General features: G+C 55.6%; 32 protein-coding genes and 1 pseudogene. 13 read left to right on the top strand and 20 right to left on the bottom strand.

The window, feature by feature from the left end; genetic code table 11:
- The 5 genes from pheS to thrS form a co-directional block, all read right to left on the bottom strand.
- Window positions 1–1,017, bottom strand: coding sequence for a phenylalanine--tRNA ligase subunit alpha (gene pheS / locus QF010_RS33290; RefSeq protein WP_007905876.1), 1,017 nt, complete (start codon window positions 1,015–1,017; stop codon window positions 1–3).
- A gap of 109 nt (window positions 1,018–1,126) precedes the next feature.
- Window positions 1,127–1,483 carry a 50S ribosomal protein L20 gene (rplT, locus tag QF010_RS33285; protein WP_007905879.1) on the bottom strand — a complete coding sequence of 119 codons (357 nt, stop codon included), beginning with the start codon at window positions 1,481–1,483 and terminating at the stop codon, window positions 1,127–1,129.
- Between the two features lie 27 nt (window positions 1,484–1,510).
- On the bottom strand, window positions 1,511–1,705 hold the full coding sequence (gene rpmI / locus QF010_RS33280) for a 50S ribosomal protein L35 (RefSeq protein WP_008145659.1): 195 nt from the start codon (window positions 1,703–1,705) through the stop codon (window positions 1,511–1,513).
- 60 nt (window positions 1,706–1,765) lie between these two features.
- Window positions 1,766–2,317 (bottom strand): translation initiation factor IF-3, encoded by a 552-nt coding sequence (gene infC / locus QF010_RS33275; RefSeq protein WP_169857083.1) that lies wholly within the window; start codon window positions 2,315–2,317, stop codon window positions 1,766–1,768.
- The gene (thrS, locus tag QF010_RS33270) at window positions 2,317–4,239 is read right to left on the bottom strand and encodes a threonine--tRNA ligase (protein ID WP_033061803.1); all 1,923 of its coding nucleotides are present in this window, start codon (window positions 4,237–4,239) and stop codon (window positions 2,317–2,319) included. The genes infC and thrS overlap by 1 nt, the downstream gene beginning before the upstream one ends.
- 374 nt (window positions 4,240–4,613) lie before the next feature.
- On the opposite strand from thrS, the gene QF010_RS33265 reads away from it, so the two are divergent.
- Together QF010_RS33265 and QF010_RS33260 are read left to right on the top strand one after the other, a co-directional pair.
- The gene (locus QF010_RS33265; RefSeq protein WP_033061804.1) at window positions 4,614–4,916 is read left to right on the top strand and encodes a hypothetical protein; all 303 of its coding nucleotides are present in this window, start codon (window positions 4,614–4,616) and stop codon (window positions 4,914–4,916) included.
- Window positions 4,917–5,208: 292 nt separating this feature from the next.
- Window positions 5,209–5,421: a cold-shock protein gene (locus QF010_RS33260; RefSeq protein ID WP_007905882.1), complete on the top strand. Its 213-nt coding sequence runs from the start codon at window positions 5,209–5,211 to the stop codon at window positions 5,419–5,421.
- 72 nt (window positions 5,422–5,493) lie between these two features.
- On the opposite strand, the gene QF010_RS33255 is transcribed toward QF010_RS33260, so the two are convergent.
- Entirely contained in the window at window positions 5,494–5,814 is a 321-nt protein-coding gene (locus QF010_RS33255; RefSeq protein ID WP_033061805.1) for an I78 family peptidase inhibitor, read from the bottom strand.
- A gap of 166 nt (window positions 5,815–5,980) precedes the next feature.
- The gene (locus QF010_RS33250; RefSeq protein WP_429534782.1) at window positions 5,981–6,286 is read right to left on the bottom strand and encodes a hypothetical protein; all 306 of its coding nucleotides are present in this window, start codon (window positions 6,284–6,286) and stop codon (window positions 5,981–5,983) included.
- Window positions 6,287–6,418: 132 nt separating this feature from the next.
- Between QF010_RS33250 and QF010_RS33245 the strand changes: the two genes are divergently transcribed.
- Window positions 6,419–6,631: a hypothetical protein gene (locus tag QF010_RS33245; protein ID WP_033061806.1), complete on the top strand. Its 213-nt coding sequence runs from the start codon at window positions 6,419–6,421 to the stop codon at window positions 6,629–6,631.
- 32 nt (window positions 6,632–6,663) lie between these two features.
- On the opposite strand, the gene QF010_RS33240 is transcribed toward QF010_RS33245, so the two are convergent.
- The 8 genes from QF010_RS33240 to QF010_RS33205 all read right to left on the bottom strand — a co-directional run bounded on the left by QF010_RS33240 (window position 6,664) and on the right by QF010_RS33205 (window position 14,327).
- On the bottom strand, window positions 6,664–7,692 hold the full coding sequence (locus tag QF010_RS33240; protein WP_429534781.1) for a nucleoside hydrolase: 1,029 nt from the start codon (window positions 7,690–7,692) through the stop codon (window positions 6,664–6,666).
- Window positions 7,693–7,735: 43 nt separating this feature from the next.
- Window positions 7,736–8,140 carry a D-ribose pyranase gene (gene rbsD / locus QF010_RS33235; RefSeq protein WP_429534780.1) on the bottom strand — a complete coding sequence of 135 codons (405 nt, stop codon included), beginning with the start codon at window positions 8,138–8,140 and terminating at the stop codon, window positions 7,736–7,738.
- Window positions 8,137–9,054, bottom strand: coding sequence for a ribokinase (gene rbsK / locus QF010_RS33230; RefSeq protein WP_429512701.1), 918 nt, complete (start codon window positions 9,052–9,054; stop codon window positions 8,137–8,139). The genes rbsD and rbsK overlap by 4 nt, the downstream gene beginning before the upstream one ends.
- A gap of 57 nt (window positions 9,055–9,111) precedes the next feature.
- A complete protein-coding gene (locus QF010_RS33225) occupies window positions 9,112–10,131 on the bottom strand; it encodes a LacI family DNA-binding transcriptional regulator (RefSeq protein ID WP_033061810.1) in 1,020 nt (339 codons plus the stop codon).
- 3 nt (window positions 10,132–10,134) lie between these two features.
- Window positions 10,135–11,112, bottom strand: a complete 978-nt coding sequence (locus QF010_RS33220) for an ABC transporter permease (RefSeq protein WP_008145645.1) — start codon at window positions 11,110–11,112, stop codon at window positions 10,135–10,137.
- Complete coding sequence (locus QF010_RS33215; RefSeq protein ID WP_429534779.1) at window positions 11,109–12,662, bottom strand: sugar ABC transporter ATP-binding protein; 1,554 nt, start codon at window positions 12,660–12,662, stop codon at window positions 11,109–11,111. Before QF010_RS33215 ends, QF010_RS33220 begins: the two co-directional genes overlap by 4 nt.
- Before the next feature lie 56 nt (window positions 12,663–12,718).
- On the bottom strand, window positions 12,719–13,672 hold the full coding sequence (locus tag QF010_RS33210; RefSeq protein WP_033061812.1) for a sugar ABC transporter substrate-binding protein: 954 nt from the start codon (window positions 13,670–13,672) through the stop codon (window positions 12,719–12,721).
- Window positions 13,673–13,865: 193 nt separating this feature from the next.
- Window positions 13,866–14,327 (bottom strand): hypothetical protein, encoded by a 462-nt coding sequence (locus tag QF010_RS33205; RefSeq protein WP_033061814.1) that lies wholly within the window; start codon window positions 14,325–14,327, stop codon window positions 13,866–13,868.
- Window positions 14,328–14,674: 347 nt separating this feature from the next.
- On the opposite strand from QF010_RS33205, the gene QF010_RS33200 reads away from it, so the two are divergent.
- The 3 genes from QF010_RS33200 (at window position 14,675) to QF010_RS33190 (ending at window position 16,918) form a co-directional block, all read left to right on the top strand.
- Window positions 14,675–15,763, top strand: coding sequence for an asparaginase (locus tag QF010_RS33200; protein ID WP_033061815.1), 1,089 nt, complete (start codon window positions 14,675–14,677; stop codon window positions 15,761–15,763).
- Window positions 15,764–15,933: 170 nt separating this feature from the next.
- Window positions 15,934–16,224, top strand: a complete 291-nt coding sequence (locus QF010_RS33195; RefSeq protein WP_033061816.1) for a DUF1654 domain-containing protein — start codon at window positions 15,934–15,936, stop codon at window positions 16,222–16,224.
- A gap of 4 nt (window positions 16,225–16,228) precedes the next feature.
- On the top strand, window positions 16,229–16,918 hold the full coding sequence (locus tag QF010_RS33190) for an endonuclease (RefSeq protein WP_429534778.1): 690 nt from the start codon (window positions 16,229–16,231) through the stop codon (window positions 16,916–16,918).
- A 56-nt stretch (window positions 16,919–16,974) separates the two neighbouring features.
- Here the strand turns inward: QF010_RS33190 and QF010_RS33185 are convergent.
- Window positions 16,975–17,070, bottom strand: a pseudogene (locus QF010_RS33185) (siderophore-interacting protein); the annotation flags it as partial.
- 186 nt (window positions 17,071–17,256) lie between these two features.
- Window positions 17,257–17,622 carry an SPOR domain-containing protein gene (locus QF010_RS33180; RefSeq protein WP_033061820.1) on the bottom strand — a complete coding sequence of 122 codons (366 nt, stop codon included), beginning with the start codon at window positions 17,620–17,622 and terminating at the stop codon, window positions 17,257–17,259.
- 250 nt (window positions 17,623–17,872) lie between these two features.
- On the opposite strand from QF010_RS33180, the gene csrA reads away from it, so the two are divergent.
- The gene (gene csrA, locus QF010_RS33175) at window positions 17,873–18,067 is read left to right on the top strand and encodes a carbon storage regulator CsrA (RefSeq protein WP_007938114.1); all 195 of its coding nucleotides are present in this window, start codon (window positions 17,873–17,875) and stop codon (window positions 18,065–18,067) included.
- A gap of 179 nt (window positions 18,068–18,246) precedes the next feature.
- Here csrA and QF010_RS33170 read toward each other — a convergent pair whose 3' ends face one another.
- Complete coding sequence (locus QF010_RS33170; protein ID WP_033061821.1) at window positions 18,247–18,702, bottom strand: DUF2214 family protein; 456 nt, start codon at window positions 18,700–18,702, stop codon at window positions 18,247–18,249.
- A 33-nt stretch (window positions 18,703–18,735) separates the two neighbouring features.
- Here QF010_RS33170 and QF010_RS33165 point away from each other — a divergent pair, with 33 nt between their 5' ends.
- Both QF010_RS33165 and QF010_RS33160 read left to right on the top strand, forming a co-directional pair.
- A complete protein-coding gene (locus tag QF010_RS33165) occupies window positions 18,736–18,891 on the top strand; it encodes a hypothetical protein (RefSeq protein ID WP_429513200.1) in 156 nt (51 codons plus the stop codon).
- Between the two features lie 129 nt (window positions 18,892–19,020).
- On the top strand, window positions 19,021–19,233 hold the full coding sequence (locus QF010_RS33160; RefSeq protein ID WP_033061943.1) for a hypothetical protein: 213 nt from the start codon (window positions 19,021–19,023) through the stop codon (window positions 19,231–19,233).
- Window positions 19,234–19,630: 397 nt separating this feature from the next.
- Here the strand turns inward: QF010_RS33160 and QF010_RS33155 are convergent, their stop codons facing one another.
- Window positions 19,631–19,825: a hypothetical protein gene (locus QF010_RS33155; RefSeq protein ID WP_033061822.1), complete on the bottom strand. Its 195-nt coding sequence runs from the start codon at window positions 19,823–19,825 to the stop codon at window positions 19,631–19,633.
- A gap of 152 nt (window positions 19,826–19,977) precedes the next feature.
- Window positions 19,978–20,226, bottom strand: coding sequence for a hypothetical protein (locus tag QF010_RS33150; protein ID WP_082459288.1), 249 nt, complete (start codon window positions 20,224–20,226; stop codon window positions 19,978–19,980).
- An 816-nt stretch (window positions 20,227–21,042) separates the two neighbouring features.
- Here QF010_RS33150 and QF010_RS33145 point away from each other — a divergent pair.
- From QF010_RS33145 to QF010_RS33130, 4 genes are all read left to right on the top strand, one after another.
- On the top strand, window positions 21,043–21,999 hold the full coding sequence (locus tag QF010_RS33145) for a tyrosine-type recombinase/integrase (protein ID WP_429534777.1): 957 nt from the start codon (window positions 21,043–21,045) through the stop codon (window positions 21,997–21,999).
- 307 nt (window positions 22,000–22,306) lie between these two features.
- Window positions 22,307–22,576 carry a hypothetical protein gene (locus tag QF010_RS33140; protein ID WP_429534776.1) on the top strand — a complete coding sequence of 90 codons (270 nt, stop codon included), beginning with the start codon at window positions 22,307–22,309 and terminating at the stop codon, window positions 22,574–22,576.
- A 9-nt stretch (window positions 22,577–22,585) separates the two neighbouring features.
- On the top strand, window positions 22,586–22,993 hold the full coding sequence (locus QF010_RS33135) for a hypothetical protein (RefSeq protein ID WP_429534775.1): 408 nt from the start codon (window positions 22,586–22,588) through the stop codon (window positions 22,991–22,993).
- A gap of 2 nt (window positions 22,994–22,995) precedes the next feature.
- Window positions 22,996–23,226: a hypothetical protein gene (locus QF010_RS33130; RefSeq protein WP_429534774.1), complete on the top strand. Its 231-nt coding sequence runs from the start codon at window positions 22,996–22,998 to the stop codon at window positions 23,224–23,226.
- The last annotated feature ends 17 nt before the right edge of the window (window positions 23,227–23,243 follow it).

The following is a 23,243-nucleotide window of genomic DNA, read 5'->3' as shown; positions in this document are numbered from 1 at the left end:
CTAGCGAAATTGCGCGAGGAACCGCAAGTCGTTGTCGAAGAACAGACGCAAGTCGTTCACGCCGTAACGCAGCATGGCCAGACGCTCGACACCCATGCCGAAGGCAAAGCCCGAGAACTCTTCCGGGTCGATCCCGGACATGCGCAACACGTTCGGGTGAACCATGCCGCAGCCCATCACTTCCAGCCAGCCAGTCTGTTTACAGACACGGCAGCCTTTACCGCTGCACATCACGCATTCCATGTCGACTTCGGCGGATGGCTCGGTGAACGGGAAGTACGAAGGGCGGAAACGCACGGCCAGTTCTTTTTCGAAGAACACGCGCAGAAACTCTTCGATGGTCCCTTTCAGGTCGGCGAAGTTGATATCGCGGTCGACCAGCAGGCCTTCGACCTGGTGGAACATCGGGGAGTGGGTGATATCGGAGTCGCTACGGTACACACGGCCTGGGCAGACGATGCGTATCGGCGGCTGTTTCGATTCCATGGTGCGGACCTGTACCGGCGAGGTATGGGTGCGCAGCAACATGTTGGCATTGAAATAGAAGGTGTCATGCATCGACCGGGCCGGGTGATGGCCTGGGATGTTGAGCGCTTCGAAGTTGTGGTAGTCGTCTTCGACCTCAGGGCCCTCGGCAATGCCGTAGCCGATGTGAGTGAAGAACTGCTCGATACGTTCCAGAGTGCGAGTAACCGGATGCAGACCACCCGAGGTCTGGCCACGGCCAGGCAGGGTCACGTCAATGGACTCGGCGGACAGTTTGGCGGCCAGGTCGGCCTCTTCAAACAGTGCCTTGCGCGCATTGAGAACCTCTGTGACACGCTCCTTGGCAACGTTGATCAGGGCGCCGACTTGCGGACGCTCTTCTGCCGGCAAATTCCCCAGGGTCTTCATCACCTGAGTCAATTCGCCCTTTTTGCCAAGGTAGTGAACCCGGATTTGCTCCAGGGCATTGATATCTTCAGCGCTTTGCACAGCCTCTAGAGCTTGAGAGACGAGCGCATCCAGGTTTTCCATGTACAGACTCCAGATACAAAATAGGGGAAGAGCTTGAAGGCTCTTCCCCTATTTATGACGTTTAACACCTGGCCCCACAGAGGTGAGGCCGGGTGACTGTCGGGGGTACTTAAGCCAAGGTGGCTTTAGCTTTCTCGACAATCGCAGCAAACGCCGCTTTTTCGTTCACTGCCAGATCAGCCAGAACCTTACGGTCGATCTCGATGGACGCTTTTTTCAGGCCGGCGATGAAACGGCTGTAGGACAGACCGTTGATACGTGCACCAGCGTTGATACGAGCGATCCACAGAGCGCGGAACTGACGTTTTTTCTGACGACGGTCACGGTAGGCGTATTGGCCTGCCTTGATTACCGCTTGCTTGGCAACACGGAATACGCGCGAGCGAGCGCCGTAGTAGCCTTTAGCAAGTTTCAGAATTTTTTTGTGACGTTTACGGGCAATGACGCCACGCTTTACACGAGCCATGAGTTACTTCCTCTATTCTTGACTAAATTAACGAAGGCGCAGCATGCGCTCGACTTTTGCCACGTCACACGGTGCCAGCAAGCTGCTACCGCGCAGTTGACGCTTACGCTTGGTCGACATTTTAGTCAGGATGTGGCTCTTGAAAGCGTGCTTGTGCTTGATACCGTTAGCAGTTTTCAGAAACCGCTTAGCAGCACCACTTTTAGTTTTCATTTTTGGCATGTTCGGATACTCCGCATTCAGTTGATAAACATAATCAGAAGGCCTGCCGTGCCCTATTGATTACTTCTTCTTTTTCGGGGCGATGACCATGATCAGTTGGCGTCCTTCCATCTTAGGATGCTGTTCGACCGAACCGTACTCGAGCAAGTCACCTTCAACTCGCTTGAGGAGTTCCATCCCCAGCTCCTGGTGGGCCATCTCACGGCCGCGGAATCGCAAGGATACCTTGGCCCTGTCCCCATCACTCAGGAAACGTACCAGGTTGCGCAGTTTTACCTGGTAATCCCCTTCCTCCGTCCCTGGACGAAACTTGATTTCTTTAACCTGAATCTGCTTCTGGTTTTTCTTGGCCGCGGCAATCTGCTTCTTCTTTTCGAAGATCGATTTGCCGTAGTCCATCAGTTTGCAAACAGGGGGTACTGCATCGGCGGAAATTTCCACCAGATCCAGCTTGGCCTCTTCAGCCTTAAGAAGCGCGTCTTCAATTGACACAATCCCAAGCTGTTCACCTTCAGCCCCAATTAACCGAACCTCGCGTGCCGAGATATTCTCGTTGATCGGGGCCTTCGGTGCAGCTCGTTTATCTTGTCTCATTTCACGCTTAATAGTAATTACTCCGAATCTGGGCGACCACGCCGGGAAACCGCTTGAGCGAGGAACTCGGCGAACTGGGCGACGGGCATCGAGCCCAGGTCAGCACCTTCACGAGTACGCACAGCGACAGTCTGCATCTCGACTTCCCGATCTCCGATAACCAAGAGATAAGGAACCTTGAGCAAAGTATGCTCGCGGATTTTAAAGCCGATCTTTTCATTTCTCAAGTCAGACTTGGCACGAAATCCGCTTTCGTTGAGAGTTTTTTCAACCTCAGCAGCGAATTCAGCCTGTTTATCAGTGATATTCATGATCACTGCCTGGGTCGGAGCCAGCCACGCGGGGAATGCACCCTCGTAGTGCTCGATCAGGATTCCGACGAAACGTTCGAAGGAGCCAAGGATCGCCCGGTGCAACATCACCGGGTGCTTGCGACTGTTGTCTTCAGAGACGTATTCGGCTCCCAGACGGACAGGCAGGTTAAAATCGAGCTGAAGGGTACCACACTGCCAGACGCGGCCAAGGCAATCTTTCAGCGAGAACTCGATCTTCGGACCGTAGAACGCCCCCTCGCCCGGCTGCAGATCGTACGGCAGGCCAGCGCTATCAAGGGCTGCAGCCAGGGCCGCTTCGGCGCGATCCCACAACTCGTCGGAACCGACGCGTTTTTCCGGACGAGTGGACAGCTTCATCTCGACGTCTTTGAAGCCGAAGTCGGCATAAACGTCCATGGTCAGCTTGATGAACGCAGCGGACTCGGCCTGCATCTGCTCTTCAGTGCAGAAGATGTGGGCGTCGTCCTGAGTGAACGCACGCACGCGCATGATGCCGTGCAGTGCACCCGATGGCTCGTTACGGTGGCAAGCACCGAATTCGGCCAGGCGCATCGGCAACTCACGGTAGCTTTTCAGGCCTTGGTTGAACACTTGCACGTGGCAAGGGCAGTTCATCGGCTTGATGGCGTAGTCGCGGTTTTCCGACTGCGTGGTGAACATGTTGTCGGCGTAGTTGGCCCAGTGCCCGGATTTCTCCCACAGGCTGCGGTCAACGACCTGCGGAGTTTTGATCTCCAGGTAACCGTTGTCGCGCTGAACCTTGCGCATGTATTGCTCGAGCACCTGGTACAGAGTCCAGCCGTTCGGGTGCCAGAACACCATGCCCGGCGACTCTTCCTGGGTGTGGAACAGGCCCAGACGCTTGCCGATCTTGCGGTGATCGCGTTTCTCGGCTTCTTCGATGCGCTGGATGTAAGCCGCCAGCTGCTTCTTGTCTGCCCACGCCGTGCCGTAAACGCGCTGCAATTGCTCGTTCTTGGCATCGCCACGCCAGTAGGCGCCGGACAACTTGGTCAGTTTGAAGGATTTCAGGAAGCGCGTATTCGGCACGTGCGGACCGCGGCACATGTCGACGTATTCTTCGTGATAGTACAGACCCATGGCCTGTTCGTTCGGCATGTCCTCGACCAGACGCAGCTTGTAGTCTTCACCGCGGGCCTTGAACACTTCGATCACTTCGGCGCGCGGAGTGACTTTCTTGATCACGTCATAATCTTTTTCGATCAGCTGCTGCATGCGCTGTTCGATGGCGGCCAGGTCGTCCGGAGTAAAAGGACGCTCGAAGGCGATATCGTAATAGAAGCCTTCGTCGATGACCGGACCGATGACCATCTTGGCCGTCGGGTACAACTGTTTGACCGCATGGCCAACCAGGTGGGCGCAAGAGTGGCGAATGATCTCCAGCCCCTCTTCATCCTTTGGCGTAATGATTTGCAGCGTAGCGTCGCTGCCGATGATGTCACTGGCGTCGACCAGCTTGCCATCGACCTTGCCGGCCACGGTGGCTTTGGCCAGACCTGCACCAATGGATGCGGCGACCTCGGCTACGGATACCGGGTGATCGAATGAACGTTGACTGCCGTCGGGAAGAGTAATAGTTGGCATGGCGCCTCCTCTCCTAGTGGTGACCCCTACCAAAGGTCACGTGGGTTGGGATGAGCCAGTACAAGATCCGATCCAGGCCATTCAATGACGAACGCCTGCCTTACAGCGGCAGGAGCCTTGCGGCCAACCGGAAAACCGAACCAGAGTGACTGGGATTCAAATCAGGGTTATTCGCACATTTGCCGCTACCGGGACTGAAGGTCATCCGGAGCCTGCAAACGCCCGAGCCAGGCATGCTAGCACAGATGAACGGTCGTCGATGCACCGAGGCTTTGTCTTGGGGCAAAACGAGTAATTTTATGCCAGAGTGCTGAACTAGCACCCTGCTTTACCCCTCAGATAACAAGACATTGACCCACAAGGAGCATCCCAGCATGCATCTGAAACGTTTATTCGCAGTAGTCGCCCCCTTCGTTTTGCTGCTGCCATTGGCCGCCCATGCCGATTGGCCTAAGGGCGAACGCGAGAAATACATGGCTCAGTGCACAGAAGCGGCCACTCCGCAGATTGGTGCTGCAGCAGCGAAAGCTCACTGCGCTTGCGGCGCCGATGCAATCAAATCGTACCCTGCCAAAGACATCCAGTCCCTGATGGACAACACCGCCAATGACGCCCTGAAACAAAAAGCACTGACGCAAATCAGCGCGTGCAAAGCCGATAACAAGGCCAAAAAATAAGCCCGGCGGAGCGCTTTTTGCGCCTGCAATGACAGTAAAAAGCCTCTGAAAACCGCCTTTTCGTACAATTTATTCAGGTTTTACAGGTTTTTTTATTGTCTTTACTTTTGGCTGAAAGCCTTTTAAAACGGGGCTTGCAGCCAAACAAAGCAGCAAACGGAACGCGACTGCAGGGCAAACAGCACGTCCGGGGGGCTCCCAAAGCGAACATTTCGACTATGATACCCCGGTGTGCCCAGTTGGCCTGAGCAGCACAGCACTACTGAAAATATATGTTTCTTGGAGATACACCATGTCTAATCGCCAAACCGGCACCGTTAAATGGTTCAACGATGAAAAAGGCTTCGGCTTCATCACTCCTCAAGGTGGCGGTGACGACCTGTTCGTACACTTCAAAGCTATCGAAAGCGACGGTTTCAAAAGCCTGAAAGAAGGCCAAACCGTTTCCTTCGTGGCTGAGAAAGGCCAAAAGGGTATGCAAGCTGCACAAGTCCGCGCTGAGTAATTTTCAGCCGCACTAAAAAAACCCCGTCCATGTGACGGGGTTTTTTATGGGCGAAACAAAAGCCTGAAGCGATCAGCCGCAGTTGACGCGGGTGACGACCCGATTGGCATCGGTATTCAGGTTCAGGCGATCGGAGCGGTATTCCAGGGTCACCATGTCGGTGGGCAAGAGGAACCGTGCATTCTGCGCGCCTGCGCGAGTACGCGCCTGCTCCAGCAGTTCAGGCGAAGCCTTTTTGCCAATGGTGAATTCGGCAGCCTTTGCCTCACAACGGCTATGACCCGTGTCAGTCGTCGTGACAGGATCTGTTGTCGACTCGGTGGAGGTAGTGCTGCAACCGGCCAGCATGGCAACGGCCAACAAAGTACCCAATGACGCGAGCTTCCAAGGCATGAAGCCTCCTTTTTTCAATAGTTAAGCTGAGATCGTGCGACCGCCAATCTGGCGTTTGGTTTCACAGGGAGTACTAGCACCCTGCCCTCTATTCGGACACGCGGCGAGTTTGCCTGAGCATCGCCCTGCCGTTTACCACTCAATCGTGACTGAATATGAACAGCGCTCAATAAACGTCAATGTAGTCGAACGGCGGATTCGGCCAGTTCTCTTTCAGTGCATTGAAAATCTGCATGACCCAGACCTCGTCACTGGCCGCGACCAATCCGACATAACCGGACCCCTTGGCCCACGTCTCGAGACGAAACAACAGCCCGCTGATATCAGTGCCGCCCACAACGCCTGACGAAATGTAGGCGATGCCGCCCTTGGTGACTCGCAATTGAGTGTGCTCATCGTCGCTGGCAGAGGCCAGCAGCTGACGCACCACCTCAAGGGTCAAGCCGTCAGGAGTGTTCAAATCGATTTGCACAGCACAGTCCTTGAAAATTCGTCAAAGACCAAGTGTCGCATAGCCCTCCTCTCATGCCTAAGTCGGAGTGCCAAACGCCGCGCAAAATGGTTAACTCGACACTCAGACTTTCCCGACTTCACGAGCGCCATCATGACCACCGTAAGTATCGACGCCGACATCAAAGCCAAGTGGCCACAGGGCCACAGCTCTTACAGCCCGGGCAGCCCGGAAGAGTTGGCAATCATTGGTATCGATCTATTGGTCAAGGAGCTGGGGACTGAAGCAGCGCAATCCTTCATCGCGCAGGTATTCGAGAAATACCCGGCCGACTACAAGGGCGCTGAATATAACGAAAGGGAGTGAAACCCGCAGGCTGGCACCTGCGGGTGTGAAGCTTACTTCAGACGAGCCAGACGCTCGGTCAGCAGGTCAAAGAAGCCCTGGGCGTCGCCGCTTTCTACCCAGAAAGCGTTCTTCGGTGCTTTCAGACCGTCATACCAGTCGACGATGGTTTGGCCGAACGTCGGACCTTCGCGACTATCAACCACCACATTGACCGCACGACCGGTGAACAACTCAGGCTTGAGCAGATAGGCGATGACCGTCGCGTCATGCACCGGTCCACCCGGAATACCGTAGTGCTCCATGTCGCCTTTGACGTATTCATTGAGAATATCGCCCACCAGCTTGCTGGCATTGTTGTTGATCGCTGCGATCTGCTTCAGGCGCGCTTCACTGGTGAGGATCTTGTGGGTCACGTCCAGCGGCAGGTAGGTCAGCTTCACACCGCTTTTCAATACCACTTCCGCAGCCTGCGGGTCGGCGAACAGGTTGAACTCCGCCACCGGGGTGATGTTGCCGCCATTGAAGTGCGCCCCGCCCATGATCACCACCTCCTTGATGCCCTGAACGATCTCAGGCTCCTGGATCAGCGCCAGGGCCAGATTGGTCTGTGGACCGAGCATGGCGATGGTGATGCTGTGAGGCTTGGCGGCTTTCAAGGTGTCGATCAGGTAGTTGACCGCATTGCCCTGGGCCAGGCCTTTCTTCGGCTCATGTACGGTGACGCCCGACAGGCCTTCCTTGCCATGGATGTTCTCGGCATAGATCGGCATGCGCATCAGCGGCTTCGGAGCGCCTGCGTAGACCGGCACCTCCTCGCGCCCTGCCCACTCGCGGGCCAGCCGCGCATTACGCGAAGTCTTGTCTAGGCGCACATTGCCGGCGACGGTGGTCAGCGCACGAATGTTCAGCTCTTGCGGCGACGCCAGAGCAAACAGCAAGGCAACCACGTCATCGGCACCCGGGTCGGTGTCGATGATCAGGTCGATCTTTTCCGCCGCCTGGGCGCTTGTTGCGGTAATCAGGGACAAAAGCAGCAGACTCCGGAGCAGATGGTGCAGTTTCTGAGCATAGCGTTGCATAGCGCACTCCTTGTGCGTGGGACAGCAGAAAGACAACAACGAGTTAGAACGTAACCCCTGCCACCAGCACGATGTTGCAGTACGGCTGACATTCGCCTGTGCGAACAATCGCCCGTGCCTGTCGGCTGAGGACTTTGAATTGGTCATGACTGAGCAGCTCACGCCGACCCAGCGCACCTTCGGCATTCAGCTCATCGAGCGTCGCCAATGCCGAAGGCTTTTTGCCCAGGATCTCCTGGGCCAATACATGGCTCTCGACCTGCATTTCGCTGAGCACGACCTTCAATGTGCTGATGAAATCCGGGATACCGTGGGTCAGGGCCAGGTCGATCAGCTCAACGCATGGTGGCACTGGCAAACCTGCATCGCCGATTACCACGATGTCGCCATGACCCAGGGATGCGATCAGCCGCGACAGCGCGACGTTGAGCAAAGGTGTCTTTTTCATGGTGCTTTAAAGGCCTGTACGTCGGACAAGGTGGGAATCGAGGGTTGCGCGCCAGCGCGGGTCACCGACAGCGCCGCGGCGACCTGGCCGAAACGGATCGCTTCGGCTTCGCTTTTGCCGGCCGCCAGTGCGGCGGCAAAACCACCGACGAAGGTGTCGCCAGCCGCCGTGGTATCGACAGCCTTGACCTTTGGCGCAGGGAAATGCTCGAAGCCTTTGCCGTTGGCAAACAGCGAACCTTGAGCACCAAGGGTGATGATGACTTTGCCGGCACCCAAGGAGATCAACCGGGATGCAGCGGTTTCGGCAGAGGCCAGAGAATCCACTGGCAAACCACTCAGCGCCGAGGCCTCGCTTTCGTTGGGAATCAGGTAATCGATGGACGCATACCAGTCCGCCGGCAGTGGGCGGCTGGCCGGTGCCGGATTGAGGATCACGGTCTTACCCAACTCACGGCCGCGCTTGAGCGCATGACCGACTGTGGCATCCGGCACTTCCAGCTGGCAGATGATCACGTCCGCAGCCTGTAAGACTGTATCAAAACGGTCAATCACCGCTGGCGTCAGCGCTCCGTTGGCACCGGCAACGATCACAATGGCGTTCTGGCTGTTGTCATCGACCACGATCAACGCAACGCCGCTGGAATCGTCGACGATGCTGACCGCCTGGCAATCGATCTGCTCAGCCAGCAGCGCCTCGCGCAGTTCTTCGCCATAGGCATCGCTGCCCACACAACCGACCATCGACACTTGCGCGCCCAGCCTCGCCGCGGCGACCGCCTGATTCGCGCCCTTGCCACCGGAAACCGTGGCAAACGACTCGCCGATCAGCGTTTCACCACCACGGGGCAGCCGTGGTGCCCGGGTGACCAGGTCCATGTTCAGACTGCCTATTACCACTACTTTTGCTGGCATACGTCACTACTCATCGATTCTGTTTCAGCGGTGCTTTTGATTCAGCGGTGTTCTATTTCAACGGAACTGGGCGAACACGCCGGCCAGCGGCGCAGTCGACTCCCGCAGGACAATACTGGGCGTCACGATCCGTTGATCGGTGGCCATATCCGGTGTGGCGATTCTTCTTAACAGCACTTCGGCCGCCATCTCGCCGAGTTGCAGGATCGACTGCCCCACGGTCGTCAGCGCCGGGTACACATAGCGGCTCATCTGAATATCGTCGAAGCCGATCACCGACAGCTCTGTCGGTACACGAATATTGCGCTCGGCCGCCGCTCGCAGCACACCGATGCCAATCATGTCGTTACCGGCGAATATCGCGCTCGGCGGGTTCTTTTCCAGCAGGATCGAGGCAGCGTTGTAGCCGCCGGTACTGGTAAAGTCGCTTTCCAGCATGCGCTCGCGGGACACTTCGACACCCGCCTCTTTCAGGGCACGGCAATAACCGGCCAGACGCATCTGCGCCACGCTGGTACTCGCCGGGCCGCCAATGGTGGCGATGTCCCGGTGCCCCAATTCCAGAAGGTGACGGGTCGCCAGATAGGCGCCGTATTCGTGATCGATCCGCACGAGGTCGGCATTCACACCTTCCAGTCCCCGGTCGACGATCACCATCGGCGTACGCACGCCTGCCAGGCCCTCCGCCAACCCCGCGTCACCGCCAGCCGAAGCGACGATCAGCCCGTCGATGCGCTTTTCCAGCAGTACGCGCAGGTAACTGCGCTGCTTGTCCGGGTTGTCATCGGAGTTACAGAGAATCACGCAGTAGCCATTACGCTCGCAGTAATCCTCGATGCCGCGCGCCAGTTCGGCGAAGTACGGGTTGAGACTGTTGGGCACCAGCAAACCGATGGTCGCCGTGGTTTTGGCCTTGAGGGACCGGGCCACGGCGCTAGGTACGTAGTCGAGGGTTTTGATTGCAGCCTCAACCTTGACCCGCACCTCTTCGCTCACCGGCCGGGTCTTGTTCACTACGTGGGAAACCGTGGTGTAGGAAATCCCCGCGAGCGCTGCCACATCCTTGATTGTTGCCATGACTCAGGTCCGCCGGCTTGCGCGCTGACTGCGATAAGTATCAAGCACCACCGCCACCACAATCACCGCGCCGGTGATGATGCGTTTGGTGGGCTCAGTTGCGCCGATCTGCGCCAGCCCGGCCGCCAATACGGAAATGATCAGAACCCCGAAGAACGTACTGATGACCGAACCGCGCCCCCCCATCAAGCTGGTGCCGCCAATCACGACCGCGGCGATCACTTGTAACTCCAGCCCGGAGCCGGCATTCGGATCCGCCGCTTCCAGACGGGAAATCTGGAACAGCGCAGCAATACCGGCCAGCAGCCCCATCAGACTGAATACCAGGATCTTGTAGGGCTTCGGATTGATCCCTGCCAGACGCACCGCCTCTTCGTTGGTGCCGATGCCGATCAGGTAACGACCGAACACGGTTCGCGTCAGCACGGCCTGGGCAATGAAGATGATCAGCAAGGCAATGATGAACGACGGCGAGATGCCGAAGGCGATCGGGTTGGATAACCAGGCAAAGGCATCACCGATGTAGGCCGTGCGCGATCCGGTCATTTGATAGGCCACACCGCGGGCCATTTCCAGCACGCCGAGGGACACGATGAACGACGGAATCCTCCACGCCACGGTGATCGAACCGGTGATGGTGCCAGCCAGTGCGGCCGCCGCCATTCCGAGCAACGCCGCAGGCAACACGCTCCAGCCCCAACCGAGAATCGCCACGCTGACCGTTGACGCCGCGAGCGCGAGCACCGAACCCACCGACAGGTCGATGCCGCCGATGATCAATACGAACGTCATGCCGACCGCCAGCACCATCAAGTCCGGAATCTGGTTGGCCAGGGTGCTGAAGGTGTCATAGGACAGGAAATGGCTGCTCAGAACCGAGAACAGCGCAACCATTGCCAGCAAGGCACCGGCCAGCCCCAGATAGGTACCGAGGCCGTAAAAGTTGCCACTGCGTTTGCCGGCAGTCACTGCAGTATTCATGCGAGATCCCTAGGCGCTGCTTCGTTGAGCAACGCATCACGTTTTTGGTAGCCGGCGAACGCGGCGGCAAGCAAATCATCCTGGGTCCAGCTGTCACGCTCAAAGGTGTCGATCAGACGTCCCGCCGAGAGCACGCCGATGCGGTCACAGATCAACATCAGTTCACGCAGGTCGCTGGACACCACCACCAGCGCTTTGCCTTGACGGGTCAGCTCGCCGAGCAAGGCATAAATGTCAAACTTGGCGCCGACGTCGATGCCACGCGTTGGCTCGTCGAACAGCATCACCGAGCAATCACGCTCAAGCCACCGGCCGATCACGACTTTCTGCTGGTTGCCGCCGGACAGTTCCGACACCAATTGCGTCGGGCTGGAACTGCGGATGTGCATGGCGTCGATCTGACGCTGGGCCAAGGCCACCTCGTCACCGTTGTTGACGAAGCCTGCGCTGGAAATCACCGGCATATTGCCCAAGGCAATATTCGCGCTGATCGATTGGGTCAGCAGCAAGCCCTCACCCTTGCGGTCTTCGGTGATCAAGGCGATGCCATGACCGACCGCGTCAGCCGGTGAGCGGATACTAACGACCTGTGCTGGCGAACCGAGCGCAACCGTGCCGCTGTCCGCTGTATCAGCACCGAAGATCAAGCGCAGCAACTCGGTGCGCCCTGTCCCGATCAAACCAGAAATTCCGTAGATCTCGCCGGCACGCACCTCGAAGGACACGTCGCGAACCTTGTCGGAACGGGTCAGCCCTTTGACCGTCAAGGCTGGAGCGCCGATCTTGCGCGGGCCCATGTCGATGTGTTCGCCGAGTTCACGACCGACCATCAGCGTCACCAATTGCTCGCTGTTGTAATTGGCCATCGGCTCGACGCAAACCAGGTTGCCATCGCGCAGTACCGCAATGCGCTGGGCGACCCGCGCCAGTTCTTCGAGACGGTGCGAGATATAGATGATCGACACGCCGCGAGCTTGCAGGCGAGTGATCTGCTCGAACAGCATCTCGACTTCACGATTCGTCAACATCGCGGTCGGTTCGTCGAGGATCAGCACGTGGCAATCGCCGATCAGGTTGCGGGCGATCTCCACCATTTGCTGGTGACCGATGCCCAATTCGCCCACCAGCGTGTCCGGGTCAATCGCGTCGAGGCCGACCTGGGCCATGGCTTCGATCGCAGCCTTGCGCAATTGCCTGCGACTGATCCAGCCGCCCTTGCTGGGCAGGTTGTCGAGAAACAGGTTTTCCGCCACCGACAGGGTCGGCAACAGATTGAGTTCTTGCATCACCATGCGAATGCCGAGCTCTTCGGCCTGGGTGCGGCTGGAGGGGCGGTAATCCTGCCCCTGGAATTGCATGTGGCCGGTGGTCGGTGTGACCAGCCCGCCGATGATCTTCGACAGCGTGCTTTTCCCCGCGCCGTTTTCGCCGGTCAGCGCCAGCACTTCACCGCGCATCAGCGTCAGGTCGATGCCGGTCAGGACCGGTTGGGCGTAGGTCTTACCGATACCGCTGACCGAGAGGACAGCGTTCGGGGCGGAAACTGACATAAAAACTCTCCATGCGCTCGCCCGGACGGGCGAGCACCATTGTGTCGCCAGAAGGACTACTTGGTGACCAGCTCTACCGGAGTTTCGATCACGCCATTGGCGCCGCTGTCGACTTTCTCACCCTTGATGATCTTCAGCGCAGTCTCGATGCCAAACACGGCTTGCCGGGCTGCAAACTGATCAGCGGTGGCCAGAACGCGACCATCCTTGAGCATTGGCTTGATGGCGTTGATGTTGTCGTATCCGACCACTTGCACCTTGCCGGCTTTGCCCGCTGCACGCACCGCGGATACTGCGCCGACGGCCATGCTGTCGTTGCCAGCCAGCAGGGCTTTGACTTGCGGGTATTCGCTGAGGATCGAGGCAGCCACCTTGTTGCCTTTGTCGATTTCCCAGTCACCGGACTGCAAAGAGACGACCTTGATCTGCGCCGCTTCCATTGCATCCTTGAAGCCTGCGGTTCTTTGCTGTGCGTTGGTCGTGGTTGAAACGCCTTCGATGATGCCGACTTCGTCGCCGGCCTTCAGTTGCTTGGCCAGGTACTCACCCACCAGACGCGCGCCTTTGCGGTTATCCGGGCCTACGAACGGTACGGTGATGTTTTTGCTTTTGACCACAGCCGGGTCCAGCTGATTGTCGATGTTGATCACGGTGATACCGGCATCGATGGCTTTCTTGATCACTGGAACCATGGCCTTGGAGTCTGCCGGCGCGATGACTAGCGCATTGACCTTGGCCAGAATCATTTGCTCGACGATGCGCGTCTGGCCAGCCGTGTCGGTTTCGTCTTTGATGCCGTTGGAGATCAGCTCGAAATCGCCGGAGTGGTCTTTCTGATAAGCCTTGGCGCCGTCTTCCATGGTCAGGAAGAATTCATTGGCCAGGGATTTCATGACCAGCGCGACTTTGGGTTTTTCAGTCTCGGCGAACGCCGAAGAGACAGGTAACGCGACGGATGCGGCAGCCAGCATAGCGACAGCGAGAAGACGTCCAGCGAATGGCAGCTTCATGGGTTCACTCCGATCTTATGATTATTGTGAGCAACGCTTGCGCTGGCAGAGGCTTCATTGCGCTCACTGATGGATTACCACCGCGAGCACCGCGCAAACGTTTGCGTAGACCGAACTATGCGAACCCTGCCGACATTTGTCAACGACCAGAAAAACCGTTTTGAGAGGGAAACCGCAAATGCCGGCATTCATGTCATGCCGTCGTATTGACCACCGAACCGGTGCTGGAGCCTTTGGCCATTTCCTTGTAAAGGCTGTTGGCCGTTTCCAGTATGGCGGCAGTGGTATCGGCCATTTGCCCCTGAATCGCCATCACCACGGTGGCCTTGGCTTCAGGTGTCGGGTAAGACGCCGATTGGGCCGCCGCCAATTGTTGCTGTTGTTCACGCAACTGCTCTTGAAGCTCTTTCAGACGCTTGAGCAAAACCTTTTCCGCCACCGAGGCATTATCGGCGCCACCCGCTTCAGTCGACGCCTGCGCACTTTTATCCAGGCCCACAGCACCAGTTCTGACTTGCTTGCTGTCGCTTTCCTTCGTACCCAACGCTTGATTCGCGGCATCGGTCGTCTGATCGCTCAACGCTTGAATCGTAGCGGCGGACTTGCCGCCGATGGTGATGCCTGCGGCGTTTGGGATACCAATGGATAACGACATGTGAACTCCTGAGTAGAAAGATCCTTTCAAGGAACATCGACCGAAGCGCGGGTTTCTTTAGCAGTGATTCGCAATTCTGCAAGCGGATTTGGTCTACAGAGGTCGTAGTACTTTTCGGAGAGCCGAACAGAAATGCTCAACGCGTTCGGAAACCCGGACAACAGACTGTGTAACCATTCTGACCCATCAGATAAATACTGATACAAATCATCAAGTTAAAAGTTTTTCTCATTAAAAGTACGACTGGTACAGATCCTGCTCATCTCACTCACCCCAAGCGTTCAGATCCGCCTGGGGCGCATCTAGATGAACCTGCATCAGCACCGTCACTACTAGAGAGAAAAATAATGACATCTGCTTTCAAGACCTTCGTTCCGGGCGCTTTAGCCCTCTTGCTGCTCCTGCCAACTGCCCTTCAGGCAAAAGAAGTCGAAACCCAACAGAAACTGGCGAACGTTGTGGTCCTGGCCACCGGCGGCACCATTGCCGGCGCGGGCGCCAGCGCCGCTAACAGCGCTACCTATCAAGCGGCAAAAGTCGGCATTGAACAATTGATCGCCGGGGTTCCGGAACTCAGCCAACTGGCAAACGTTCGTGGCGAACAGGTCATGCAGATCGCGTCCGAAAGCATCACCAACGACAACCTGCTGCAACTGGGTCGTCGCGTGGCTGAACTGGCCGACAGCAAAGACGTCGACGGCATCGTTATCACCCACGGCACCGACACCCTGGAAGAAACTGCCTACTTCCTGAACCTGGTGGAAAAAACCGACAAGCCAATCATCGTTGTCGGCTCCATGCGCCCAGGCACCGCGATGTCGGCCGATGGCATGCTGAACCTGTACAACGCAGTGGCAGTGGCCAGCAGCAAAGAGGCACGTGGCAAAGGCGTACTGGTGACCATGAACGATGAAATCCAGTCGGGTCGCGACGTCAGCAAAATGATCAACATCAAGACCGAGGCGTTTAAAAGTGCCTGGGGTCCACTGGGCATGGTGGTCGAAGGTAAATCCTACTGGTTCCGTCTGCCGGCCAAGCGTCACACCATGGATTCGGAATTTGACATCAAAACCATCAAGAGCCTGCCAGACGTAGAAATCGCCTATTCCTACGGCAATGTCAGCGATACCGCCTACAAAGCGTTGGCTCAGTCTGGCGCCAAAGCCATCATTCACGCCGGTACCGGCAATGGCTCTGTCTCGTCCCGTGTAGTCCCATCGCTGCAAGCCCTGCGCAAGGACGGCGTGCAAATCATTCGCTCGTCCCACGTCAACGCCGGCGGTTTCGTGCTGCGTAACGCTGAACAGCCAGACGACAAGTACGACTGGGTTGTGGCGCATGACCTGAACCCGCAAAAGGCCCGCATCCTGGCCATGGTCGCACTGACCAAGACCAACGACAGCAAAGAGCTGCAACGGATGTTCTGGGAATACTGATTCGCCCTCGCCCGACCGATTCCGGTCGGGCACTGCTTTCACCACTCGCCAACCCAGGCGAGTGGCTCACAACCCCTTCCGATATTTCGATAAAAAACTTCCCTTCGTCCTACACCAAACGGAAAAATTTGCTGTCAGAGGATTTTCTTGAATTTTAAGCAGTTGCGAAAATGCTTACAGTTAAATACTGTATGCACGTACAGCTTAATAAGGATAATTCCGTGGCCAACACCTCTGCCTCTCCTGACTCCTATGCACGCATGGGTATGCGTGTTCAAAAAATCATCAATTCGCCCACCGCCCAAAAATCCAAAGCAGCCTTGATCTTCCGCCTACCGGACGAACCCGTGGATGAGTGGGAACAATTACTCGAAGAAATCGACGAGAACGACAACGTCACCCTCGCCTATCGCGACGATGGCGGCGTACAGATTTTTTGGGTTGTGCCGAAGGAAGATTGAGTCAATGAGTGTCCGCTGGTTTGCTTTGCTGTTTTTGTTCATCACCCTCGGCGCCCAGGCTGACGCCCCACGCACTTTCAACGAAGCGAAGAAAGTTGCCTGGAAGCTCTACGCACCGCAATCCACAGAGTTCTATTGTGGGTGCAAATACACCGGCAACAAGGTCAACCTCGCAGCCTGCGGTTATGTACCGCGCAAAAACGCCAAGCGCGCCTCCCGCATCGAGTGGGAGCACATTGTTCCGGCCTGGCAGATCGGCCATCAGCGTCAGTGCTGGCAAGAAGGTGGGCGCAAGAACTGCACGCGTTACGATCCGACCTACCAGAAGGCCGAAGCCGACCTGCACAACCTGGTGCCGAGCATTGGTGAAGTGAATGGCGATCGCAGCAACTTCAGTTTCGGCTGGTTGCCGGTGCAGTCGGGCCAATATGGCTCATGCCTGACCCAGGTCGACTTCAAGGCAAAGAAGGTCATGCCTCGCCCGTCCATTCGCGGCATGATCGCCCGAACGTATTTCTACATGAGCAAGCAGTACGGTCTGCGCCTGTCGAAACAGGATCGGCAGCTCTACGATGCCTGGAACAAAACCTATCCGGTAGAGACCTGGGAACGTCAGCGCAACCAAAGCGTGGCGTGCGTCATGGGACGCGGCAACGAATTTGTCGGCCCGGTCGACATGAAAGCCTGCGGTTAAGCGCTCGCTGAAAACACAAAGGCCTCGGGTTTAACACCCGAGGCCTTTTTTCGTTTCTACCCGCCCACTTTGTTGTAACGCCAGTAGCCCATCAGGTTGAGTGACTGCTTGGCAATCCCGCATTCCTTGATCAAGTATTTGCGCAGACTCAGAGTGACGCGCATCAAATGAGGACTCAGCGCCTTTTTGCGCCGCAGGACTGTGTCGAATATTTTGTAAGGGGTGGCGGAGGCCATGGGGCGGAACGCCTACTGGGAATCAACAGTGACTACGTCTAGAAACGAGTCAATGTGGATCCCCTTTAAGGCGTTCCGTCGAAAGCAGCCTGAAAAAGACCGTTACGGGGTCACGGGATGTTCGACAACCAGCAATTCGATGTTCTGTTTCTTCGCCCGGGTGAGCGACGCGCGCACTTCTGTCTGTTTGGCCTCGGCCTCGGCTTTCGAACTGAATGGCCCGAGCAGGATCCGGGTCTTTCCATTTTCCTTGACGATATTGGAAACGAAACTGTGCTCAATCAGCCAGCCGCTCAAATCGCTGACCGCCTGAGGTGTTTCGCCTCGAACTTCGAGATCCCATTGTGGTGCGGATACCACCGAGGCTGTAGTCGCAGCTGCCGGTTGCGGCTTTTGCGCCTCAACACTCTTGCCCTCACCGCATCCCGCCAGCGCCAGTACCGCGAATACCAAGACCATTTTGCGCACAACGCTTCCCTCAGAATGCTTAAAGCGGCGATTTTAGCATCCATGAATACTTCCCGAGTGCCGCAAAATGGGCTCAAAACAACGAGAATGATGGTTGCGGCCTCTGTATAGTTACGCCTTGGGAATTAATGCAGCATCTGCGCGTCAGAAAGAGGCACCCAAACCGTGAGACTTCGCACTAATCTATACATACCACCGACCTCTGCACTGTCCGAATCAGGTGCCCTACAAAGCAATCAAGGAGAAGACCATGCTGATACTCACCCGCAAAGTCGGTGAAAGCATAAATATTGGTGATGACATTACGATCACCATTCTGGGCGTTAGCGGCCAGCAAGTCAGAATTGGCATCAATGCCCCGAAAGACGTTGCGGTTCATCGCGAAGAAATCTATCAGCGCATTCAGGCTGGCCTCACCGCTCCAGACAAACCGCAGACTCCCTGAATTCTGTTGCAGTCAGTAGCCAGCTCGTTCGTTACAGCGCAATGGCTGGCTAAAGATTCATGCTCGGCATTTTGCTGAGCACTCGCTTCCTCCCTCATTACGTGAAGCCGATGCTACTGGCTTCGGCCACGCCGTGGCTGTCAGATCATTCGCTTTAACCCCGACGAATCACGCCGTTATTAGCCGAAGGTCACACCGCGCGCCATGCCGGTGGCCGCAATCACCATCAACATCAACAACAGCGCTTCGATATGGCTGATGCGTGCAAACAGCCTGGCTCGGCCCTGGTCAATCGAAGCGCCCCTGCCCAAGGCGATCCGCCACTTGATCAAGGTGATCATGGGTGCCACTTCAAGCAGCAGAATGATCACGAACAGCGTCATCTTCAGATGGAACAACGGCTGATGAAGGTAATAGTCGGTACCTTTTTCGTACCCACCGAAGGCCCGCATCAAACCTGTGACCAGCAAAATACCCGCACAGATGCCCCATACGTTATCGGCAACCAGCACGCTGCGAACCTGCGCCGTACCGACAGCCAGGCGGCTTAACGCCGTCCCTCGGGTGAGCACCGCCCAGAGGCCCAAGGCAACAGCCAAGAGGTGGATCGCCGCAAGAAACCAGTGAAACAGCATAGGGATGCTCCTGACAGGGGTAAGGAAATGGGCTTGTCAGTAGTAGTCCAAAACCTGCAAATCTGCCTGCCAGGCACGTCGATTGTGGTAAAGATCATGCAATTGCATCGCGGGCGGTATGACGTCACCAGTGAGGACGGGGTGAAGTGTTTTGAGTTGTTCTTTTCGGCGCGGGTGCTGAAAGGATGATTTTGCTAATTGGCCGATTTGAGTAACAGACCGCTACATGACTGGCGAAGAGCCAGCTATCTCCCTATCATGCCGCCCACTGGCCCTTGCGTAAGGCGTCAGAGGATAAACATTCAAAAGGGAATAGACGTGAAAGAGTTCGTAATTGGCGTAAACAACGTAGTTCTGTACGTCGCACTGGCCGTTATCTGGATCGCCGCAGTGGTCATGATCTTCGTTCAGGGCTTCTGGTCCGGAGCAGGCGTTTTCATTACCGGCACCCTGACGTGGTGCATCATCTCCGGCTTCTGGTTTGTACAGTCGGCGACTTATGAAGAACTGAAGAAGTTGAACGCCAGGTAAGATTGGTTTTAGTTGGTTGGACCTACCACGCAGGTCCGACGCTGTTGAGATGAACCACGCCAGTCGTGATTCATGCTCTTCAAGCAACATTTGTAACGAGGGGGCAATCTCCTCGTTACAGTACCTGGCGACCACCCAGGCTTGTGGTTATCCAGAACGCGATTGACCGGCCGGTGCCAACGATTCGCAGGCAAGGACGGAACCCATGAATCGATCAACTCTCTATGCCGCACATTCGCACGTTGGTCTCTTCAATGAACCGTGATACACGAATCATTGAAATCGAAGCACCGCACTGTCTGCTTCAGGTTGCGCCTGAAGAGGCGGTCGGACAGCAAGCGCTCCATCCATGCCGAGATCCAGATATGAAGAGCCCAGCGCGATGGCTGGGCTCTGGTTATTTTCTGTTATCCATCATCTTGTCGGCGAGAGCTTTGGCCCTTTCAATCAACAGGTTCTGCCTGTCTTCATGAGTAGCCCCTCCTACGACCGGTGCCGTCAAATTGCTTTCCGCAATTAACGCAGCGCAGAAGTATTGATCCCAAACAGCTCTGTCCACAGATACCTGCTTGTTCACTTGGTCGGCGATCATATGCGGCTCCTTTTGATGAGGTAGCACCGCTATCTTACGCCTGAATCACTGGCAAGCCGTGCCGCTGAAGCTAATCGGCAAACCGGGTGATCATTGACCGGCTCGAGGAGAGCCTGTCACCGCCGTTTCTCGCCAGCCGATGGCCAGCGCATTCAGTCGTCTCTATCGTCGTCATCACGATCGCGGCGGTGTTTGCGTTCATACCCCTGATCATCGTCACGACGATCATATCTGCGGTCATACTCGCGATCATCGTCATAGCCGCGGTCGTATCCACGACGGTAATCATGGCCTCGATCACGATCTCGACCGTACCTTTCTCCGTCGTCCCAGTGAGGCCCGCAGCCTCCCAGCAGCAGAGAACCCGAAATGGCCATGAACATTATTACTGCACGCTTCATTTGAACGTCCTGAATGCAAAGGTCAGCGATATGACCGTGAGGCCGCTCAATGATTCATTGGTCAGATACATCGAAGTCCAGAACGCCAAAGCGCAAAAAATGGTGGACATAGGCGAGGAGATGCCAGGGCCGATGACCTCGGCTAGCGCTGCCAAGCTGAGGGGGAAGCTTGACGCGGAGTGCAAGCCGCTAATGAAGACTGCGGAGCGCGAAACTTATGAAGGTCCAACTAGTTGTGAGGCGTGATGCCTTGGCGGTATCAATATAGGCATCCGTCATCGAGTTAGGCCCAGAGTCGGGCTTTTGGTATCTGCCCTGTCACGCCTTCGTCACACCCACCCTGCACAATGCAGCCAGCCAAAAGGATTTGGCCCCATCTACAGAGAGCCCGGCCAAATGCCGGGTTTTTTCGTTCCTTCGACATGCTTTTCACGAAGCACTCACAGAACGCAGCGCAGATTGAGCAGACAAAAGGATTTGACCCCATACAGAGAGCCCGCCATGCGCGGGCTTTTTGTTGTCAGCCATTCCAGCTGCAAAGCTCCCCACCCCCTCGAATGGTTTACATGAAGGTAAAAGCCGAATTGGCGTTCCGAGGTGGGAGTTTTGCAAAAGTTTTGCAAATCGCAGACAACAAAAAAGGGCCCACCTTTCGGTGAGCCCTTCTAGACCGCCCAGCAGAGCGGATTTTGTTTGGTAGGCGCGATTGGACTCGAACCAACGACCCCCACCATGTCAAGAGCCACCATGCTAGGCGCTAAGCCACGAAGCTTAAGGCCCTAAGAGAACGCCCATTCACATTATGAGGCGTCAACAATGGCTAACATCCGCTCCCTACCGTCAGGAAACTGGAACGCTCAGGTACGTCTGAAAGGGAAACCTGCCCAATCCAAAACCTTCCCTACTCAAGCACTGGCCCAAGCATGGGCTGACCAGCTTGAAGCTGTCACCAAGGAACACCAAACCCATACGCTCTACACCTTGGGCATGACCTACTGTGAAACCCTGCTCAAAGGTAAGGGTAGCTATGACCATGCAATCAAGATCGTTGACCAGCTCTTTGCTGCGTTCCCTCAGTCAATCCATGACATCACCCCTCAGCTAGTCAATGACTTCAAGCTGAAGCGTCTACAGACGGTCAAGCCTGCTACCTGTCGTATTCAGTTAGCGTTCATGTCCCGTTTCTTCAGGTTCGCTAAGCGTGGCCTGCTAATCGACATACACAACCCCGTAAGTGACATAGCCCTACCCAAGCCAGATAAATCTAGCGACAAGGTAATCAGTGCTGGCGAGCTTAGACAATTGCTCAACAAGCTATCCCCCACCATGGCTCTCATCGTAGAGCTCGCCTATGAAACGGCTATGAGACGCTCAGAAATACTCAAGCTCACGACTCACTGTCTTCACCTGGATGATCGAATTGCGGATGTGATTGATGGGAAGAATGGCACTAGGTCTGTGCCCCTAACCATCAGAGCCATAGAGTTATTGAAAGAGGCTCAGCGTCTTGCATTAGCAGATAGAGCACACAAGGGAAGACTGTTTACTGTGACGCATCATAGCGTCTCACAAGCGGTCAGGTTAGCAAGGAACAAAGCAGGCTTAGACAATAGCGTCAGGCTTCACCAGTTAAGACATACACGTATTACCAACGTGGCTAAGAAAGGGTTTAACAACGCTCAGATTATGATTGTCTCAGGACACAGAGACACAAGGTCTGTAGCTAGATACTCTCACTTGAACGCTAAGGATGTACTCCACTTGATTGACTAAGCTCCCTGTAAGCTCACAGGAGCGACGACAAGTAGCCAATCCCACCGACATAGCCATGTAGCATGATAGCCCCTTCACCGGGGCTTACAGCGACAGTGAGTAATGGGATGATGACTACTGAGAGTTACATTTAGAAAATGATTTTGGGAACCGTTGTAGTCTTTTTCCTCAAATCGAAGTATAGATAGAGTAGGCGTTAATTTTCTACCGGCTGAACACCTACCCCTTGAGTCTATGAGGGGTTGAGCTGTGCCTGTCTGATTGAAAAGAAACGCCATCACCAACGTAACAGACTGAGCATACAACTATGAACATCACGCTAGAAGATATTGTTGCTGTACAGCATCAAGCCTTAAACACACTACCCCGCAAGATAATCTATCTCATGATTAAACGAGGAGAAGAGGATTCAGGTTGGACCACCATATCTAGAGGTGCATTTTCAGGTGCAACTACACTATCACGCCGTAGCGTTGACTACGTAATCAAACACTTGATGAGTGTTGGCCTAATTGAGCGCCAGAAATCAGCAGACAATACCAATGCCGCATATCAGTATCGAGTAATCGAAGCCTAAGGAATCAATATGAAAACTATCACCATGTCTGAAGTTAACGAACTGTCACGACGCACCGGCAATACCCCTATGGGTGTACTAACAGAGCTAATTGCACAAGGCTATCAACTAGTCGAGGATACCCCACAACCTAGAGGTAATCCGCTCACTTCATCTAAAGACGCTCTTGCACAATGGAAAGCGTCCAAACAGAAAGTAGCTGACGAGCTTTATAAGAACGATCCTTTAGTACGCCAGATAATGGATGTAGAGAACGCTTACAAAGGATTTAGCACTCAGCCTCAGAAGAGCGTAGTAGTGCGGGATGAAGCTGGGAACATTACAGGTACTACTAAATCCATGCTCACAGGCGCAACACAGAAAGAACAAGCTGAACTTATGGCCGCCATTCGCGCCACCTATACCCAAGGAGAATAACAATGGGTAATACCTACCTCAACGAAGCAGAACTACACCTTCAACAAGAACGACGCTCAGCACTAGAAGCTGTTGATTGCAGCATTGAGCAAAAGAATAAACACATCTCAGGCATACGAGATTACAAACACATTGAATACGGTATGAATGCGTTTTGTAGTGGTCAACTAATCCCGGACACGACGTTAAGTTTTTCCTCGGCCTGCGCTGGTGCCAACCCATCGTTGAATTGATGAGGCCGAATCCAGTT

Source organism: Pseudomonas silensiensis, from assembly GCF_050434865.1.
Taxonomy (GTDB): domain Bacteria; phylum Pseudomonadota; class Gammaproteobacteria; order Pseudomonadales; family Pseudomonadaceae; genus Aquipseudomonas; species Aquipseudomonas fluorescens_W.
Note: the sequence above shows the minus strand (reverse complement) of the source record. Positions and strands in the feature narration are given on the sequence as shown.

What these genes read in the sequence shown, in the direction of transcription:
- csrA (WP_007938114.1), top strand. Translation starts at nt 17,873, where the DNA reads ATGCTGATACTCACCCGCAAAGTCGGTGAAAGCATAAATATTGGTGAT.
- QF010_RS33140 (WP_429534776.1), top strand. Translation starts at nt 22,307, where the DNA reads ATGAACATCACGCTAGAAGATATTGTTGCTGTACAGCATCAAGCCTTA.
- QF010_RS33150 (WP_082459288.1), bottom strand. Translation starts at nt 20,226, where the DNA reads ATGAAGCGTGCAGTAATAATGTTCATGGCCATTTCGGGTTCTCTGCTG.
- QF010_RS33210 (WP_033061812.1), bottom strand. Translation starts at nt 13,672, where the DNA reads ATGAAGCTGCCATTCGCTGGACGTCTTCTCGCTGTCGCTATGCTGGCT.
- QF010_RS33130 (WP_429534774.1), top strand. Translation starts at nt 22,996, where the DNA reads ATGGGTAATACCTACCTCAACGAAGCAGAACTACACCTTCAACAAGAA.
- QF010_RS33245 (WP_033061806.1), top strand. Translation starts at nt 6,419, where the DNA reads ATGACCACCGTAAGTATCGACGCCGACATCAAAGCCAAGTGGCCACAG.
- QF010_RS33225 (WP_033061810.1), bottom strand. Translation starts at nt 10,131, where the DNA reads ATGGCAACAATCAAGGATGTGGCAGCGCTCGCGGGGATTTCCTACACC.
- rplT (WP_007905879.1), bottom strand. Translation starts at nt 1,483, where the DNA reads ATGGCTCGTGTAAAGCGTGGCGTCATTGCCCGTAAACGTCACAAAAAA.
- thrS (WP_033061803.1), bottom strand. Translation starts at nt 4,239, where the DNA reads ATGCCAACTATTACTCTTCCCGACGGCAGTCAACGTTCATTCGATCAC.
- QF010_RS33260 (WP_007905882.1), top strand. Translation starts at nt 5,209, where the DNA reads ATGTCTAATCGCCAAACCGGCACCGTTAAATGGTTCAACGATGAAAAA.
- pheS (WP_007905876.1), bottom strand. Translation starts at nt 1,017, where the DNA reads ATGGAAAACCTGGATGCGCTCGTCTCTCAAGCTCTAGAGGCTGTGCAA.
- QF010_RS33145 (WP_429534777.1), top strand. Translation starts at nt 21,043, where the DNA reads ATGGCTAACATCCGCTCCCTACCGTCAGGAAACTGGAACGCTCAGGTA.
- QF010_RS33220 (WP_008145645.1), bottom strand. Translation starts at nt 11,112, where the DNA reads ATGAATACTGCAGTGACTGCCGGCAAACGCAGTGGCAACTTTTACGGC.
- QF010_RS33255 (WP_033061805.1), bottom strand. Translation starts at nt 5,814, where the DNA reads ATGCCTTGGAAGCTCGCGTCATTGGGTACTTTGTTGGCCGTTGCCATG.
- rbsK (WP_429512701.1), bottom strand. Translation starts at nt 9,054, where the DNA reads ATGCCAGCAAAAGTAGTGGTAATAGGCAGTCTGAACATGGACCTGGTC.
- rpmI (WP_008145659.1), bottom strand. Translation starts at nt 1,705, where the DNA reads ATGCCAAAAATGAAAACTAAAAGTGGTGCTGCTAAGCGGTTTCTGAAA.
- QF010_RS33200 (WP_033061815.1), top strand. Translation starts at nt 14,675, where the DNA reads ATGACATCTGCTTTCAAGACCTTCGTTCCGGGCGCTTTAGCCCTCTTG.
- QF010_RS33240 (WP_429534781.1), bottom strand. Translation starts at nt 7,692, where the DNA reads ATGCAACGCTATGCTCAGAAACTGCACCATCTGCTCCGGAGTCTGCTG.
- rbsD (WP_429534780.1), bottom strand. Translation starts at nt 8,140, where the DNA reads ATGAAAAAGACACCTTTGCTCAACGTCGCGCTGTCGCGGCTGATCGCA.
- QF010_RS33155 (WP_033061822.1), bottom strand. Translation starts at nt 19,825, where the DNA reads ATGATCGCCGACCAAGTGAACAAGCAGGTATCTGTGGACAGAGCTGTT.
- QF010_RS33170 (WP_033061821.1), bottom strand. Translation starts at nt 18,702, where the DNA reads ATGCTGTTTCACTGGTTTCTTGCGGCGATCCACCTCTTGGCTGTTGCC.
- QF010_RS33215 (WP_429534779.1), bottom strand. Translation starts at nt 12,662, where the DNA reads ATGTCAGTTTCCGCCCCGAACGCTGTCCTCTCGGTCAGCGGTATCGGT.
- QF010_RS33190 (WP_429534778.1), top strand. Translation starts at nt 16,229, where the DNA reads ATGAGTGTCCGCTGGTTTGCTTTGCTGTTTTTGTTCATCACCCTCGGC.
- QF010_RS33205 (WP_033061814.1), bottom strand. Translation starts at nt 14,327, where the DNA reads ATGTCGTTATCCATTGGTATCCCAAACGCCGCAGGCATCACCATCGGC.
- QF010_RS33195 (WP_033061816.1), top strand. Translation starts at nt 15,934, where the DNA reads ATGCTTACAGTTAAATACTGTATGCACGTACAGCTTAATAAGGATAAT.
- QF010_RS33135 (WP_429534775.1), top strand. Translation starts at nt 22,586, where the DNA reads ATGAAAACTATCACCATGTCTGAAGTTAACGAACTGTCACGACGCACC.
- QF010_RS33265 (WP_033061804.1), top strand. Translation starts at nt 4,614, where the DNA reads ATGCATCTGAAACGTTTATTCGCAGTAGTCGCCCCCTTCGTTTTGCTG.